We start from the raw sequence: 15,630 nt of genomic DNA on the forward strand, positions 1-15,630 counted from the left end.
TTATATGACTTTTGCAAGCTGTTAAGCTAACTTGTGGAACATATGCCGAACCTTATCTATACGGCTATTCGGGCGGCGGGGTTGGCAAATAAATTTACCAATAGCTGGCTGGTATCCTTTTAACTCTGTCAAGCAGACTCCCTGCCCATTTGTGAAATAAGTTAAATCGTTCCTGTATTCTTGAATACATCTAGCAGGGATTTCTCCTTTCAGAATGACCTCGTCATTCTTTATCTGAGTACTTACAATATCTGCACAATACCTTGGAGCATCATGATACGCCCGTGAGAGATATTCCTGCGGTGCATAAATTTCAAAGTGGAGATATGGCTCTAATAGTTCTGTCCCTGCTTTTTTTAAAGCCTGCTCCAATACGATAGGGGAAAGCAGCCGAAAGTCTGCGGGGGTACTTACAGGACTATAATACAATCCATATTCAAAACAGATTTTACAGTCTGTCACTTTCCATCCATACAGCCCCTGCTCGCAGCCATAAAGAACCCCCTCCATAACCGCATTTTGGAACGATTGATTTAAATATCCAAGTGAAACTCTGCTTTCATACTGCACTCCGCTTCCAATAGGGAGCGGCTCTATGGACAACCCGACAGAAGCCCAGAAAGGATTTGGCGGGACTTCTATGTGGATGGTATATTCTGCTTTTCTAAGCGGTCTTTCCATATATATAACAGTAGGCTCTTTTATTTCTGCCTCCACATGATATTTTTCCTCAAGGATGGCACAAATGACTTCCATCTGCACATTCCCCAAAAAAGAAAGTATAATCTCATGCGTTGTAGTATCCACATAATATTTTAAAAGAGGGTCGCCATCTGAAATTTCTGTAAGTGCCCCAAGCAATATTTCCCGCTGTTCAGATTTCTTTACTGCAATCGCTGTTTGGAGCATAGGGAGAGGATTTTCAATAAATTTTCTCTGCGGCAACAGTATTTCGTTCCCCAAAATACTGTTTAGCTGCAAAACATCATTTGGTAAAATTACAATATCACCAGAGCAGGCTGTATCGGATGAATATAATTCACCGTTTGTCGGAACACACATCTCTGTGATTTTTATTTTCTCTTTTTCAGATATTCTAATAACATCCCTCAAATGCAATGTTCCGCTATATATACGCACATAAACAAAACGCCGCCTTTTCTCTGAATATTCAATCTTAAAAACCTGCCCGCATAGTTCAGATTGACCTTCAGGCGTTGATGAATAAAATTTACTGGCAATTACTTCTATAAGCTGCCGAATCCCCAGATTGTTTTTAGCGCTTCCGTGATAAACGGGAAATAACGTTCCGTTTTGGAATCTCCTGTTTTCTTCCTGTTCCAGTTCTGACATTTTAAACGGTTTCCCTGACATATATTTCTCTAATAGTTCATCGTTTCCCATAATTACCGCATCCCACTGTTCCATATCGTCATTGTCCGTTACATTTATATGGGGATGCTGCCCAACCTTTTGCTTCACTATAATTTCCGAAGAAAGCTTTGCTTTCATTTCCCGATATACCATTGGCAAATCAATCCCCTCTTGGTCAATTTTATTGATGAAAAAAATTGTCGGAATCTTCATTATCTGTAGTGCATGAAACAGTATACGGGTCTGTGCCTGTATGCCATCCTTTGCAGAAACTAATAATACTGCTCCGTCTAATACGGATAAAGAACGGTATACTTCCGCCAAAAAATCCATATGGCCTGGCGTATCTATAATGTTGACTTTTACATCCTCCCACTGAAAAGATGTCACTGCTGTCTGGATAGTGATTCCCCTTTGACGCTCCAAATTCATTGTATCTGTCCTTGTTGTGCCTTCATCTACGCTCCCTAGTTCTGCAATTGCACCACTGGTATACAATAAACTTTCCGTTAATGTTGTCTTTCCTGCGTCAACGTGAGCCAGAATGCCTAAGTTAATTATTTTCATGTGATTTTCCTCCTATCAACACCCAAAAAAGGGCATAAAAATACCCAGTGATAAATACTCCTATCACTGGGTAAATAACTCCAATAGCCCCAAAACACTTATATGTTTTCGGGCATATAAAATTACATGATAAAAGTATTCTTAAACTGGGTACAAAAAACTAAGCCCCATATTAAAAGTGAAACGGAACTGCTACTTTTTGTTCCCACTATCAAATTGACAGTTTATTTAAGAATACCTTGCCGCATATTTATTAACTCCTTGTATAATACTGAATCTAATTATATTCCTTAACCCTTTATTTGTCAAGCTGACAAACTAAAGCAGAAAAAGCGGCAGGATTTCCCCCTGCCACTAATCATCTGTTTATGCAAAAATAATTTCCTTTTCCACAATCTCCCTCGCACAAGCCCTTATGTTATTGAGGCATCCTGTCCATTCTAAGGCGTTTTCTGCCTTTAGCTGTTCCGTTATGCCCTGTGCCTGTTTCATACCCTCTATGAGCCTTTCAAAGCGTTCCTGTGCCTGTCTGTTGATGTCGGCAAGGTAGGCGTTTAGCCTGCCGCTTGTAAGAAGATTGGTGTATGTAACTTTACGGTACTGTTTTAGATAATCTAAATGCCGTTGCCCCCAGATGCCTATTGCCTGTTCTTCTTCGGCGGGTACAGTTAAGCACGGTATCAAATAATCCCCTTGCCTTTCGTATTTGCCGCCCAGTTCCTCAAATAATGATTTTGCCATTGTCTGTTACCTCCACATTCTTTTTTATTTTGAATGTCCGCAAAATCCGTCCTACATCTCCTGCACGGGAACGAACGTCGCTTCGCTCACCTACACGGTGGAAGGCGACCGCGTGCTGTTCTACACGAACGCCCGCATGCCCGAATTCTCCTACCAGGAGGGCGACGACCCCTATACGGAAGATCGCACCACGAGCTTCACCGTGAACTACGACGAGCAGAACGCGAACAAGACCGAGATATGGCACGCCCTGCGCGTTTCGTTCCCGTTGGAGGGAGAGGTGGCGGAGCTGTACGATGCCACGACGGGAGAGTTCTACGGCGATCGTCGAAAATGGGACGTCAATATGCACGAAAACCTCAATGCGCTGCTCATCCGCAAATACGCCGACATGATCGCGCAGGCGCGTCTCAAGGTGACGGCCACGTACGACGATGGAACGACCGAAACGAAAACCTACGTCATAACCCCGGTCGACAACCTCGAGGAAACGCTGCGCGCCTACGGCGAAGCCCTGCGCGCGCAAGCCGCGGAAGAGGAGGCGAACCCCGGCCCGACCGAGCCCATAGCCCGTCCGCAGCTGTTCAGGTTCACGCAAATAGACTGACCCGAACCCCTTTACCGAGCCGTCGGACATGCAAAGGGGTACGGGTGCTCAACAACACGGCAAACGGCTGGCGGCACTTTTGCGCGGCCAGGCGCGCCCGTTGCGGCTTTCTTCTAGAGTAGTCCCACTCTATCCGGCAGCGCACCGCCATCGGGCGTGCGCATTCTAGAAGAAAGGCGGCATCTATGGGAAAGTTCAAACGCTTTTGCATGATCGTGTTCGTCGTTGCTGCCGTGCTGGGCATCGGCGTGCTCGCAGCCCTTTGGTTCGCCTGGGAACCGCTGTTCCCGGCAATCGCCTGGCTCATGAGCATGCCGTGGTTCTTCGTCGTCGAGGCCGTTCTGCTAGGCATCACGGCGCTGGGCCTGCTGGTCGTGTTGATTCGCGCCATCACTGCTCCGGGCAAGAACTCGCAGCTGGAGCTTGAGCGCGACAACGGCAGCATCGCCATCACGCAGAACGCCATCCAGTCCACGGTCAAGCACGTCGTCGAGAGCCATCACGGCCTGTCCACGGACAACGTCAAGGTTCACATCACGAACAAGCACGACCCGCGCATGAGCATCCACGCGAAGATCGATCCGGGTCGAAACGCCGAGCTGGGACAGCTGGGCGCGAAGCTGCAGGACGAGATCGCCGCGACGCTTGAAGCCTTCACCGGCTACCCCGTCGACTCCGTGCGCATCACGTTCGCAGGCGACGCCGACGTGGTTACACCCGCGTTCACGCAGCAGGCCACGAAGTATACCGACGACACGCGCCGTCAGCACCAGACCAAACCGGTGCCCGCCCACGTGGTCGAGTAGGTGATGCGACGATGACTCAGTCCACCATGCGCATCCACCCTGCGGCCACCCCGGCTCCGAAGTCGGCGCCCAAGCAGTCGCAGGCGGCGAAGCAGAAGCCGAAAACGACGAACGCTTACGCGTCTTCGAACCAGAAGCACGACGAGCAGAAGGCTCCGCAGCGTACGGCCGACACACCGTCCGACGTGCTGGCGAATGCAGCGGCCGAGACGAAGCGCGACAAGGGCGTGTACGCCAGCATGAAGCGCGCGTTCTCGCCGTACGTGGAGAACCACAGCCATGCGGTGCTGTACGGCATCATCGGCTTCGTCGCGGCAGCCCTCATCCTCATCGTGGGATTCTGGCCCACCGTGCTGCTGGCCGTGTTCGCCGCCATCGGCGTGGTCATCGGCAAGTACCGCGACGGCGACCGCAAGACGCGCCAGCAGATGAAACAGGTCCTCGAACGTTTCAACTAGCGAAACGCCTCGCGTGCCGCGCCCATCCCCCTGCGAGATTCGCGCAGCACGAGGCGTTCGCCCCCCCCCCCGATCCATCATGCTACAGAAAGGAACTACCATGACCCAGAGCACTATGACCAAGCCAGCAACCTCTTCCACCTACAACCCCTACTCCGATATGGACGCCGATAAGAAAAAGAGCGATGCCGCCACGGCCGACTCCGTCTCCGCCGAGCCGGTGTACAAACTGGTCATCGACGAGAACGTCGTGGAGAAGATCTCCTCCATGGCCGCTCAGAAGATCGACGGCATCATCGACATGAAGGGCAACGTTCTCTCCCGCATCCAGGAAGGCCTGGGCGGCGCAGACAAGACAAAGGGCGTGGACGCCGATATCGTCGACGACACGAACGCGAAGATCAACCTCGACGTGATCATGGAGTACGGCAAGTCCGCCCCTGAGATCTTCGACGACATCAAAAAGGTTGTCGGCGGCGACCTCAAGGACATGACCGGCCTCAACGTGGTCGAGATGACCGTGAACGTGGTGGACGTCATGACTCCGGAAGAGTACGCCCAGAAAAACGGGTCCAACAGCGACGACGGGCAGCAGGACGACTCGGCCAACTAGACCGGGTTCGCCCTCAGCGTCGTGTTGCGGAGCCGTCCCGTCCGCGCTCCGCACCCCGTGTTGCAAGCCCGTCGCGCCTCCCGCGCGGCGGGCTTTTTAACGAGCGGGGCCGGATTGCTCGCCTGCCCTCAAATATCATCCTGACCCTTTCGCTTCCCCTATCCGACATCCTACCGCGTCCGACATCCCGCTCCCCGCGCAGCGCGCGGCGTGCGTGCCCTTCTGCGGGCCATTTCGGTCAGCCCACCTGCCCTCCGCTGTCAAACCAGAATTGACATAGCCCGGGTCGGCCCGCCCCGCGAAAGCTCGCCGGCGGCTCGGAAGCCCTCTTCGGCCATCGGCCAGGAGCCCGTCCCGCCCGATCGCCAGCCGCCCGACAGGGGAAGCGGCGCGCGGCGGTGCATGTCGATCCTGGTTTAGCAGCCGATAGGGCAGCGAATGGCAAAAAGACATCGAATTCGGAAGCGATCGCGTCATCCGGGATGGGTCCGCCGAGCAGCGCCGGAAGCAAGCGATCTCATGACCTGGGACTATGATAGATTGGGATTACCAGCACGTCTGCGGTTCGCTACGCAATTTCCGAATTCAATGCTTTTTCGCCATCGGTGGCCTCGCCGGATGCACGAGGCACGGCGCTTTGAGAGACGCGGCGCCTAGGCGACACGCCGCGCGGCCGGAGCTTGCGCGTCAAACGGACAGCCAGAGCGAATGTTTCACGTGAAATATTCGAAGCCGAGCAACGCCGCGACGGCTTCGACAAGATCCACGCGGGAACGAAGGGCAAAGCGCGTGCAATCCGCGCGAGAAACAGCGGCAAGAAACGTGGAATCCGCACTGTAAACGCGTGGGATTTCAGTAAGATCGAGGAAGATCTGCGCTGGATGTGCGCCATGAAAACGTGAGATGGGGTTGTTATACTAAGAAGCACGAACCCGCCAGGCGGGGAGGATGACACACCCTCTTTACATCCATTTCCGAATTCTAGATATACGGAAGGGGGGTGTCCTCCATGGATGGTATTGTACTCAGCCTTACCGGAGTTATCTTGCAGGTTCTCGGCCTCGTAGCTGCTTTCGGCAGCTTGGCGGTCGGGGCGGCCTCGCTCGCGCTTCAAGCGTGGTCGAAAGACGAACCCCGGTCGTCCCAGAGGGACGAACCGGGCGCACAATAACATCCGAACCGCCGTAGCGAGTTCGAGAGCCGTGGGGAGTTAGCCGCTCCCTGCGGCTCGCCTGCTATTATAAGGAAGCAACCGCTCCTCCGCAACGGTGCCTAACGCGTTTTCCGCACTTCTTCGGTGATCTTCGCGAAGTCGCCTTCCGCGGCGCAGTAGCGCGCCAAGTCGCGCGTGTTCACGCTCTCGGCTCCGTCGATACGCGTAATCGCACCCAAGCCGAAACCGATCTGCGGCACGCCAGCGGCCGCCATCTGCGCGAAACGGTCCTCCTTGCCTGCGCGCGCAAAGCGAAGAGGCAGGTACTCCATGAAGCCATGCTCGGTCAACGCGCCGCGCATCTCGTCCAGCTGGCGCGCGACCTCGTCGCAACCCGCCGCCAGCTCATCGGCCACCCGCACAAGCTCCGCGTGGGTCGCATGCGAGCGCGCGGCCGCCAGCGCCGTGCGCCGCACGTTGAGCGCACCGTCCCCGCCCTCGGAAGCATCATGGCCGAACGCCAGCACCAGCCCCAACGTGTCGTTCGCGTACGAATGCAGGAAATGGTCGCAGATAATGGGCAGATCGTTCAGGTTGTCCACCCGATTGAGCCGCACGAAGTCGACGGGGTTGAGCGACAGCATCTCGAAGTCGAAGCGCGTCACCCCGGCGCGTCGGAAAAACGGCATGGTCGCCCCGCTCACGTTCGCAATGGACGAACGCATGGCGACGGGCGCGTCCTCGGCCACGTCGCAAACCTGCCGCACGGCGCGCACGATGCGCGCGATGTCCGCGCCCGCGTTCGATGCCACGCCGCCGCCCAGCTGCACGGCGCGCACCAGGCAATCGTCGAACTGCCCCGCGTTCGCCTCGATCTCGGCCACCAGCGCGTCGGCGTAGCGCGCCATGCGCGCGCTATCCCACCCGAGGATCATGCCCTCGCGGCGAAGCGCGCGATCGTCCACGCAAAACGGGACGGACACCTGAACGATCGCATCGCGTTTCTCTGTCATGATCGTTGCTCCTTCTTCTGCTCGCGCGGAGCGGCGGCCACTTGAAAGCAGCCGCCGCGCGCTATGGGCCGACTGGCATCGGGGAGGGAGAGGAGGGATACGCCAACCGGCCCCGAATCGGTTGCGGGCCGCTTTACGCCTTCAGGTCCTCGATGACGCTTTCGGCAGCGCAGTAGCCGGAGGTCAGCGCCGAACCGCAGCTATTGCCAGCCGTGGGCGTGGCGTACTGGATGCCGTAGCGCTGGCCACAGGTGTTGCCGGCGGCGTACAGGCCCGCAATGGGCTGCTTCTCGCCGGTGAGCACCTGGTAGCGGCCGTCGGTGCAGATGGCCGCATGCTGGCACAGGCCGCCGGAAGGATTGCCGCCCGTGGTGCCGAACGAGGCGAAGAAGGGAGCGTCCTTGATGGGCAGCAGGTTCTGCGGGTCGCAGCCCCAGTCGTCGTCGTGGCCCTTCGCGCACAGCTCGTTGTAGCGCTCCACCTCGGCCAGAAAGTTCGTCTTGGCCTCGCCGGTGTAGCCCACGATCTCGGCCAGCTCCTCAAGCGTGTCGGCAGCGTACACCGTGGAGTACTCTTTGCCGAAGCGGGAGAAGGCGCGCACGTCGAAGCCGTCCTTGCCGGTTTTGTAGTTCGCCATGTTCTCGCGCACTTCTTCCACCATGTAGTCCGAGCTGCGGTCCATCGTCTCGTGGCCGTACCCTTGGTGCGACAGGTACTCTTCCCAGTTCGCGTCGGTCACGTTCACCAGCAGCTGGCCCTCGGGAAGCATGTCCAGGTAGCCGTTGGAGCCGTGCTTCACCATGGTCTCGTTCATGAAGCGCTTGCCGTCGTTGCCGAAGCACGGCCATGCGCCGCCGAACGCGAAGCCCGGCACACCGTTGATGCCCGCGGCCTGGCCGGCGCGGGGGCCGCCCTCCATCGTGCCGCCGGCCCACATGCACATGCGGATGCCCGAGCCGTCGCGGCCCATGCCCCCGATGCTGGTGGCGTCGGTGCGGTCGTTGCCGTACGACCAGGCCAGGTTGCGCATCTGGTCGGACAGGTCGAGGCGCATGTCGGGGTTGCCGCCGAAGTCGCCCGCCGCCACGACCACGGCCTTCGCGTTGATCTGGTGGTACGCGCCGTCGACATCCTGGAAGACGGCCCCGGTCACCGCGTCGCCGTCCTGCACCAGCACCACGCCCTGGTAACCCCACTTGATGGTGCCGCCGGCTTCCTCGAACGCCGCGTGCACCGAGCGGATGACGAACGGCCACATGTTGATGTTGGATTCCTCGTCGCGCCACTGAGTCATGGCCGGCCACGACCTCTGCCCGCAGCACTCGCCGTTGAAGTTGTCGTTGCCCTTGTAGTTCGAGGTCTTCGCATACTTCTCCACGTACTCGGCGGGAATGTGCCCCACCATCCAGTCGAGCATCTCGCCCGAGCGCATGGCGTAGTCGCGCACGATCTTCTGGTGCGCATGGCCGCGCGAGAGGCGCATGTACTCGTTGAACACCTCGGTGGTGTCGATCTCGGGCGTGCCTTTGTCCAGGAACAGCTTCGAGTTGTAGCAGGCCATGTCGCAGGCGTATTCGTCGTACTCGTCGTAGGTCTGCATATCGGCCAAGAAGACGTTCGCGCCTTCCTCCTGGCAGCGCAGCGCCGCCACGGTGCCCGCGTTGCCCGCGCCGATGACCAGCACGTCGCAGTCCTCGGTATCGGCGATGTCGCTGACCACGGGCGCGTCGCCCAACCACGCCGGCTTGTTCAGCATGAAGTCGGCCGGCTTGATGCCCAGCTGCTCGCAGCCGCCGCCCGCGGACAGCACACCGTCGCCCTTGAGGGCGATGTACTCTTCGGGCGTGGTAGGCGCCTTCGCGCTGGCATTCTGGCCGCGGTTGAACGTCGACAGCTCCTGCATCACGTCGTACGTGCCCGCTTCGCCGGAATCGGCGGCCGCCGCCGAGGCGGTGGAGGCCGACTGCTGCGGCGAGCATCCGCCCAGCGCTCCCAGCGCGGCGACGCTCATCGTGCCGGCGGCCGCCCCCTTCAAGAAGTCGCGACGCGACCAGCTGTGCTTCGAGGTGGTTCCCATGTTCCCGCTCCCTTCAATCATGTGCCCATGTTCCGATCCCGGCGTCGCCCGCTTCTGTTGTGCGGCGCCGGACGTTCGGCTACACTACGGTGCAGGCCGGGGTTTCGCCATCACTGAAAGCGATGATTTCGGAATCCGCAGGGTGCGCCGCACGCGCCCACCCTATAGCTGAATTTGGTGATTTGCGCTATCTACGAGGGAAAACGCCGAGGCGTTGCAGGGAGGGCATGGAAAGCGCGCAACAACACGACTCGAAGCAGGCGTCTCCGGCGCCCGTCTCGTTCAAGCCCGCGCTGCTGGGCGCGGGACTGCTGTTCTCCGTCTTCCTCAATGCGATCCGCTTCTTTTCTGAGCACGGAACGGGCGCGACGCCCTCGCTGCACCCCTTCGCGGTGTACGCCGGCTGGGGGCTGACGGGCGCGGGCATCGTGCTCGCCGCGCTGGCCATGTTGGCCAAGCGCGCAGATCGACGCACGCCCGACCTCACCCGCACGGCGCCTCTGGTGACAGGCGCCTGCCTGGTCGCCATCGGAGTGCAGTTCATGCTGCCGCTGTACACGCAGCTGACGCTGCCGTTCGCCGAGCCCGCCATGTTCGGCCTGGCGTTCGGAGCGGGACTTGCCATGCTCGCCACGGCGTGGGGCTCGGTGTTCGCGCGGCTCGAACCGGAGAATTTGCTGTTCAACAGCGCATGGGGCATCGTGGCGGCAGCAGTCGTCCATTTCGCGGCCGAGCCGCTTTCCCCCTCTCCCATCGGGTTGGCGCTGATCGCATGCTCGCTTGTCACATCGGTGGCGCTGCTGTTCGTCGCCCGCACGTTCAACGACGAGACTGCGGCACCGCACCCCGCCGGCGCCGAAAGCGCAAGCGAGGATGACCATCGCATCCGGCTGCGCAAGGCAGCCGCCATATTGTGGATGCCCCTCGTAGGGGCGTGCATCACCTGCTTCATCTTCGGGCTCACCTGGGATCCCGTCATCTCGAGCGAGCAGATGCGCCTGCCCGATCCGCTGGGAGCGTGGAAATCGCTCATCGGGCCGTCGCTGCTGGCCATCGTCGTCGCGCTGTTCGTGCTGCGCAAGGCAAACTCGTCGCCGCTCAGATTGCTCAACCAGGCCGTGTATCCCATCGCCGTGGCGCTTCTGCTCGCGCTGCCCGTCATCAGCTCCGACAGCGATGTCGCAGCGGGTATCATCGACGTGCTCACCCAGGCCAGCTTCGCGGTGATCGCGCTGGCCATCTGGTGCAGCATGGCCAGCGCCGTCCGCAGCGTGCCCTTTGCCGCCACGTTCGTATTCCCGGCCTGTCTCGCGCTGCTAGCGCTCGCGTTCGTGGCCGGCCTGTGCGGCATCGCCGTCATCGGCACCGACGGCCGCACGATCTGTCTCATCATGCTCACCGTGTACCTGGCGCTCATCGCCATATCGTTCGCGCAAGGCTCGCGGCAGCGCGAAGGCCGGCGCACCGAGCCTCACGGCGCGGACGACTCGCGCACGTACATCCACCGCCGCTGCGACACGCTGGCAGCCGAACGGGGGCTGTCGCCGCGCGAGCGCGAGGTGCTGTACTACCTGGGACGAGGCTACAATCACGGCTATGTGGCCGAGAAGCTCTACATCTCCGAGAACACCGTGCGCACCCACGTGCGCCACATCTACGCGAAGCTCGCCATCAACTCGCGCGAGGAGCTACTCGCCATGATCGACGACGAAACGCCGAGAGGTTGAAGGTCGGCAGATTGAAGGCCGGCAGCGCCCGAGACGCGGTATGATGAGAGGCGACGCAGGCGGTATCGGATGCTAGGAGCGCTGCTGCATGAACATTCTCGACTATCTCGGCACGGAGTTCGCCTCATTCGAGGAAAAGCCGTTCAACCCGGTCGATTCGGCGGCGCTTTCCCAGTTCTGCATGGTGCGCGCCGAAGGGATCGTGCCGCCGCTGCGCGAGCGCAAGGCGTTCGGCAGGCTCGGCACCATCGTGAAGAACCTGCTATCCCCTTCGGGACGCCCCGCCCACTTCCTCGATACATTGCGTGCCGAACACTATGAGCATATGTTCTCGGGCCTCATCCCTGGCCGCGTGAAGGAAAATATGCTGGCACTCGCCGCCAGCCCGCGGTTTCGCGACATGGTCATCCGCGATTACCTCAGCCTGTTCGATACCGAGCGGCAGACGCAGTTCGCCGCCATGACGTTCGTCTACAAGAAGGAATTCGCCTACGTGGGCTTCCGCGGAACCGACACGTCCATCACCGGCTGGCGCGAGAACTTCAACATGTGCTACACCGCGCCCGTGCCCGCCCAGGAGCAAGCCGCGCGCTACCTGGAGGCCGTAGCGCCGCACCTGCCTCGCCGGCTGTTCGTGGGCGGCCACTCGAAGGGCGCCAACCTCGCGCTGTACGCCGCGCTGAACGCGTCCGCCGCTGTGCAGGACCGCATCGAGCGCGTGTACACGCACGACGGCCCCGGTTTCAAAGCGGGCGCGTTCTCGCCCGATGATTGGAGAAAGCTGGACGGCCGCATCCACCGCACCGTCCCGCAGGACTCCGTCATCGGTATGCTCATGGAGTCGCACACCCCGCCGCTCGTGGTGCACAGCACCGAGCGCGGCCTTTTGCAGCACAGCCCGTTCTCGTGGGAGGTCGACGGCGACGATTTCGTCTACCTCGACAACCTCACCGAAAACGCCCGGTTCACCGACGCGCTGCTCACCGAATGGCTGGCGCGCTACTCCGACGAGGAAGCGGCGGCCATCGTCGACGCGCTGTTCAAAGCCGTCGAGGCCTCGGGCGCCCAGAACGCCACCGAGGTCTTCTTCGGCGGGGCGAAAACGGTGGCCCTGCTGAGCGAGGCGGCCAAGAACATCGACGGGACCGCTCGCGAAACCCTGGTCGGCGCCCTCGGCTCGCTTGCCGAGCTGGCAGGCCACCGCGTCACCCAGGGCATCGTCGAACGCATCGTCCCGAAGAAAAAAGCGCGCTCTTAGAACGCGGGCTCCTCCGCCTGCACCGCGCCGCTTCGCACGTGCGCGGCGCCCATCAGGCGCTTTGCCGCAGCCATACCCACCAGCAGCAGCGCGGCGCTCGCAACGCCCGTGCCAATGCCCAGCATCAGGCCGGGATCGTACGAGCCGAAGCGGTCGAACAGGAACCCATACACCGAAATGCCCAGCGAGCCTACCAGCGATGTGCCGATGCTCACGTACGAGAACAGCGTGCCGTAATCCTTCGATCCGAACGCGCTGCGCACCAGCAGCGGCACGTTCACCGTCACCATCGCCGTAAGCACGCCGAACAAGGCGGCCGCCACCATGACCATCCCCACGTTGCCGTTCGAGGCTAGGAACAGCGCGAACGCGGTCACGCCCACGCCGAAGCCGCACAGCGTCGCGTTGCGCGGCCCCACGGCGTCGGCCAGCCACCCCAGCACCAGCTTGCCCACGATGTTGCTGATCATGGCGATGGAAGGAAGGAACGCTGCGACGGCGGCGAGCCCGACGGTGCCGGCGTACGTGGGCATCAGCTGCAAAAACGCGCTCTCGAGCGACAGGAATCCCGCAACCAGGAACACGCACGCGAACGCCAGCGAACGCACGGCGCGAGCCGCCGAGACGCCGGACGCCGTTTCGGCTCCGCTGCTCGCCGGGGTGTCTTCCACCTCGTCGGCTCCATAGGCATCGCGCGGGTCGGCCGGCTTGAACTTCATCACCAGCAGCGAGAACGGCAGCACCAGCACGGCTGCGATCAGGGCGAGCACCGCATAGGTGGGCCGCCATCCCAACGATTGGATGAGCGCGCCGCCCAACGGGTTCATCACCGCCCCGCCGATGCCCGAGCAGGCCATGGCGATGCCCATCGCAAGGCCCGCCTTCTTCTTGAACCAGTTGCCTATCATGACGGGTGCCGGCAGCAGGAACGCGAACGCGGCCGCCACGCCCAGCACCGCCCCCGCCACGTACCACTGCCACACCGCGTTGAACTGCCCCATGGACGCGAACGCCAGCGCGGCCGCCACCATGCCGACGCTCACCAGCACGCGCATGCTCACCTTCGGCAACAGCTTCCCCGCCACGGGAAGCGCCGCCGTCATGCACAAACCCTGGATCGTGAAGTACAGCATGAAGCTGCCCTGCGAGAACTGCAGATCGCCCAGCACGGCGGGAACCATGATGCCCGCCGCGTTGTTGATGGTGCCCATGCCTCCCGCTTGCAGGAAGCAACAGGCGATGAGGATGAGCCATGCCGGATGCAATCGGCGCGAACGCCGTTCACCGCCTGTTTGGTTCGTCGTGTGCTGCCGCATGCGCATACTCCCTTCTCCGCTCTGGGGCCGCCAGGCCTTCGAGCGTTTTCGGTTAAAAGATGCGCCATTCAATCACGGAACCGATGCCGCCGAAGCCGACCGATGGCGGGCGTAGCGCCTCGCTCGGTCAGCGAGCAGCAGAGAACGAAAGCGACCCGCAAGCGGCGGCGAAGAAGCACGCGAGCGGCAAGCCCGATCGCGCCCGAACGAAGCCGCCAACATACGGCGAACCCGCGCTGCGCAGAGCCGACGAGCGCACACGGGCGATGCCGCTCGCCGGCGATTCGCGCCCGGAGCTTGCAGCGAAGAGTGCGAGGATGCGAACCGCTGTTGGACGTCCAGCGACTCCTACGTGCTCAATGGGCTGGGGATGTCCGACGGCGAAGGCGCGAGAGCAGCTCCTGGGTGCTGACATCGCTCAGGGCGGTGCTGCTGGACATCCCCGCCTCCAGGGCCTCGACGTCGCTCAGCGCATCGGCAAGCATGTTGAGCACCAGCTCGAACGCGCGATCGATTCCCTGTTCGGGATCGACGGTTTCCTCGATGCGCTCGGCGCCAACCTGGGCGAGCCATAGCTTGAAAGGCTCGGCCTTCGGAGAGGGAACGGACTGGATGATGCGCAGGACACCGTGAGTTGTCGCGTCTGCAACGCTCCTATTTCTTGAGGATCCTCTTGAGGTACGTGGTATCCAGAACGTTCACCGTCTCGAACTTCCCTTTGTAGAACACGCCCCAGTTGTTAAAGACGCCGGGCAGCTCCTTCGCCTTTTGCAGCGAATCCACTTGGATGAGCGTCAGCGGCACGTCGTTCGCCTCGCAATACCGCCGGATCGCCTCGATGCGCTCGGGCACGTAAGGGCACTGGAAATCGTAGTAGATCGTCAGCTCGTCGCTGTCGATAGCCTGGGCTTTCGCGTGCGGCGCGAACCGCGGCACCGTCCCGTCGAACGACAGAGCCAGCAACTCGTAGCCGTCGTCGGTAGCGTCGACCACTTCGAAGCCGAACTTCCGCGCGAACGCCTGATCGGTCAGCCACGCCTTCTGCTTCTTCGCCCCCAGCAGGCACACGCCCGACTTGCCTTGCACTCGCGCGTCGGCCAGGCAGTACTCCATGAGCGCGCGCCCGTAGCCTTTGCCCTTGCCGGCACCGTACGCCCAGAGGCAGTACACGTACAGGTAGTTGTCGCCCAGCACGGGAACCCACGCCGTTTCAAGCGGCGCGTACTCGATGAAAACCGGGTCTTTCACCTGCAGCTTTCGGAACACATGGCCTTCGCGCAGCCGATCGGCGAGCCATTGGCGCTTCGCCTCGACGCCGGGATGGGGCTTCCTGACGCGAATGATGCAGGAAAGATGCTCGTCGGCAAGGTTCTCGGGGGTTAGGTTGACGAATTCGGGATCCATGCTCCTCCTAAAGAAACCATTCCAAATGACCGCAGCTTTGGCATACAAGCACACGCGCGGTCGCGTTGGCCCAATCGAGGTTGAGAAGCGACGCGCCGGCTGTGTTCAATTGCCCCGAGCGCTCATCGAATTCCTCGCCGCCGCAATGCGAGCAGACCACCGCCTTCCCCGCGATCTCGTAACGGTAATTGCCAGACAACCCGCGCTCGAACCCATCCATGAACCCCATGAGAGCCGCCTTTCCGATCAGGCTTACAGATCGCGCATACACTCCTGCTTTTTCAACGCGTACTCTTCTTCGGTGATGGCGCCGCGTTTATACAGGTCGTCAAGCTGCGAAAGACGCTGGTAGGCAAGCGCGCTCGCGCGCTGGCGCTCATCGGGCAAAGGCTGTTGGCTGCCGGCGCGCTTCGCCAACACCACGATGAGCGCGACCACGAGTGCGACGGGCACCAGCAACATCAGCATGATGAGCATTTCCGGAACACCCAAACCCAGTATCTTCATGAAGCCGCC

General features: G+C 60.4%; 15 protein-coding genes. 7 read left to right on the forward strand and 8 right to left on the reverse strand.

Annotation, left to right across the window (positions count from 1 at the left end; all coding sequences use genetic code 11):
- Positions 1 to 21: 21 nt before the first annotated feature.
- Together tet(O) and GT590_RS04895 are read right to left on the reverse strand one after the other, a co-directional pair.
- The gene (gene tet(O) / locus GT590_RS04890; RefSeq protein WP_114526251.1) at positions 22 to 1,941 is read right to left on the reverse strand and encodes a tetracycline resistance ribosomal protection protein Tet(O); all 1,920 of its coding nucleotides are present in this window, start codon (positions 1,939 to 1,941) and stop codon (positions 22 to 24) included.
- Between the two features lie 366 nt (positions 1,942 to 2,307).
- Positions 2,308 to 2,682 (reverse strand): TnpV protein, encoded by a 375-nt coding sequence (locus tag GT590_RS04895; RefSeq protein ID WP_001129922.1) that lies wholly within the window; start codon positions 2,680 to 2,682, stop codon positions 2,308 to 2,310.
- Positions 2,683 to 2,794: 112 nt separating this feature from the next.
- On the opposite strand from GT590_RS04895, the gene GT590_RS04900 reads away from it, so the two are divergent.
- From GT590_RS04900 to GT590_RS04915, 4 genes are all read left to right on the forward strand, one after another.
- Positions 2,795 to 3,289: a hypothetical protein gene (locus GT590_RS04900; protein ID WP_227791333.1), complete on the forward strand. Its 495-nt coding sequence runs from the start codon at positions 2,795 to 2,797 to the stop codon at positions 3,287 to 3,289.
- Between the two features lie 185 nt (positions 3,290 to 3,474).
- A complete protein-coding gene (amaP, locus tag GT590_RS04905; protein ID WP_009305858.1) occupies positions 3,475 to 4,095 on the forward strand; it encodes an alkaline shock response membrane anchor protein AmaP in 621 nt (206 codons plus the stop codon).
- Between the two features lie 11 nt (positions 4,096 to 4,106).
- Entirely contained in the window at positions 4,107 to 4,553 is a 447-nt protein-coding gene (locus tag GT590_RS04910; protein WP_009305857.1) for a DUF2273 domain-containing protein, read from the forward strand.
- 100 nt (positions 4,554 to 4,653) lie between these two features.
- A complete protein-coding gene (locus tag GT590_RS04915; protein WP_009608111.1) occupies positions 4,654 to 5,166 on the forward strand; it encodes an Asp23/Gls24 family envelope stress response protein in 513 nt (170 codons plus the stop codon).
- Between the two features lie 1,272 nt (positions 5,167 to 6,438).
- Here the strand turns inward: GT590_RS04915 and GT590_RS04925 are convergent.
- Both GT590_RS04925 and GT590_RS04930 read right to left on the reverse strand, forming a co-directional pair.
- The gene (locus tag GT590_RS04925) at positions 6,439 to 7,332 is read right to left on the reverse strand and encodes a hypothetical protein (protein ID WP_009305853.1); all 894 of its coding nucleotides are present in this window, start codon (positions 7,330 to 7,332) and stop codon (positions 6,439 to 6,441) included.
- A gap of 133 nt (positions 7,333 to 7,465) precedes the next feature.
- Positions 7,466 to 9,409, reverse strand: a complete 1,944-nt coding sequence (locus GT590_RS04930) for an FAD-binding protein (RefSeq protein ID WP_009305851.1) — start codon at positions 9,407 to 9,409, stop codon at positions 7,466 to 7,468.
- A 227-nt stretch (positions 9,410 to 9,636) separates the two neighbouring features.
- Between GT590_RS04930 and GT590_RS04935 the strand changes: the two genes are divergently transcribed.
- A complete protein-coding gene (locus GT590_RS04935; protein ID WP_009305849.1) occupies positions 9,637 to 11,136 on the forward strand; it encodes a helix-turn-helix transcriptional regulator in 1,500 nt (499 codons plus the stop codon).
- A gap of 88 nt (positions 11,137 to 11,224) precedes the next feature.
- Positions 11,225 to 12,394 carry an Mbeg1-like protein gene (locus tag GT590_RS04940; protein ID WP_009608095.1) on the forward strand — a complete coding sequence of 390 codons (1,170 nt, stop codon included), beginning with the start codon at positions 11,225 to 11,227 and terminating at the stop codon, positions 12,392 to 12,394.
- On the opposite strand, the gene GT590_RS04945 is transcribed toward GT590_RS04940, so the two are convergent.
- A complete protein-coding gene (locus GT590_RS04945; RefSeq protein ID WP_226844242.1) occupies positions 12,391 to 13,710 on the reverse strand; it encodes an MFS transporter in 1,320 nt (439 codons plus the stop codon). The genes GT590_RS04940 and GT590_RS04945 overlap by 4 nt on opposite strands.
- Before the next feature lie 83 nt (positions 13,711 to 13,793).
- Between GT590_RS04945 and GT590_RS04950 the strand changes: the two genes are divergently transcribed.
- Positions 13,794 to 14,285, forward strand: a complete 492-nt coding sequence (locus tag GT590_RS04950; RefSeq protein WP_035576727.1) for a hypothetical protein — start codon at positions 13,794 to 13,796, stop codon at positions 14,283 to 14,285.
- 79 nt (positions 14,286 to 14,364) lie between these two features.
- Here the strand turns inward: GT590_RS04950 and GT590_RS04955 are convergent, their stop codons facing one another.
- The 3 genes from GT590_RS04955 to GT590_RS04965 are packed head-to-tail and all read right to left on the reverse strand — an operon-like array spanning position 14,365 to position 15,621.
- Positions 14,365 to 15,114 carry a YoaP domain-containing protein gene (locus GT590_RS04955; protein ID WP_009305837.1) on the reverse strand — a complete coding sequence of 250 codons (750 nt, stop codon included), beginning with the start codon at positions 15,112 to 15,114 and terminating at the stop codon, positions 14,365 to 14,367.
- Positions 15,115 to 15,121: 7 nt separating this feature from the next.
- Positions 15,122 to 15,343 carry a hypothetical protein gene (locus GT590_RS04960; RefSeq protein WP_009305836.1) on the reverse strand — a complete coding sequence of 74 codons (222 nt, stop codon included), beginning with the start codon at positions 15,341 to 15,343 and terminating at the stop codon, positions 15,122 to 15,124.
- Between the two features lie 23 nt (positions 15,344 to 15,366).
- Positions 15,367 to 15,621, reverse strand: a complete 255-nt coding sequence (locus GT590_RS04965) for an SHOCT domain-containing protein (protein WP_009305835.1) — start codon at positions 15,619 to 15,621, stop codon at positions 15,367 to 15,369.
- Between the last annotated feature and the right edge of the window lie 9 nt (positions 15,622 to 15,630).

The organism is Eggerthella sp. BIOML-A1 (assembly GCF_009875595.1).
GTDB classification, from domain to species: Bacteria; Actinomycetota; Coriobacteriia; order Coriobacteriales; family Eggerthellaceae; genus Eggerthella; species Eggerthella lenta.

Coding starts and splice junctions, on each gene's coding strand:
- GT590_RS04965 (WP_009305835.1), bottom strand. CDS start 15,621: ATGAAGATACTGGGTTTGGGTGTTCCGGAAATGCTCATCATGCTGATG.
- GT590_RS04940 (WP_009608095.1), top strand. CDS start 11,225: ATGAACATTCTCGACTATCTCGGCACGGAGTTCGCCTCATTCGAGGAA.
- GT590_RS04895 (WP_001129922.1), bottom strand. CDS start 2,682: ATGGCAAAATCATTATTTGAGGAACTGGGCGGCAAATACGAAAGGCAA.
- GT590_RS04930 (WP_009305851.1), bottom strand. CDS start 9,409: ATGGGAACCACCTCGAAGCACAGCTGGTCGCGTCGCGACTTCTTGAAG.
- GT590_RS04935 (WP_009305849.1), top strand. CDS start 9,637: ATGGAAAGCGCGCAACAACACGACTCGAAGCAGGCGTCTCCGGCGCCC.
- GT590_RS04955 (WP_009305837.1), bottom strand. CDS start 15,114: ATGGATCCCGAATTCGTCAACCTAACCCCCGAGAACCTTGCCGACGAG.
- GT590_RS04910 (WP_009305857.1), top strand. CDS start 4,107: ATGACTCAGTCCACCATGCGCATCCACCCTGCGGCCACCCCGGCTCCG.
- GT590_RS04945 (WP_226844242.1), bottom strand. CDS start 13,710: ATGCGGCAGCACACGACGAACCAAACAGGCGGTGAACGGCGTTCGCGC.
- GT590_RS04925 (WP_009305853.1), bottom strand. CDS start 7,332: ATGACAGAGAAACGCGATGCGATCGTTCAGGTGTCCGTCCCGTTTTGC.
- amaP (WP_009305858.1), top strand. CDS start 3,475: ATGGGAAAGTTCAAACGCTTTTGCATGATCGTGTTCGTCGTTGCTGCC.
- GT590_RS04960 (WP_009305836.1), bottom strand. CDS start 15,343: ATGGGGTTCATGGATGGGTTCGAGCGCGGGTTGTCTGGCAATTACCGT.
- GT590_RS04950 (WP_035576727.1), top strand. CDS start 13,794: ATGCCGCCGAAGCCGACCGATGGCGGGCGTAGCGCCTCGCTCGGTCAG.
- GT590_RS04915 (WP_009608111.1), top strand. CDS start 4,654: ATGACCCAGAGCACTATGACCAAGCCAGCAACCTCTTCCACCTACAAC.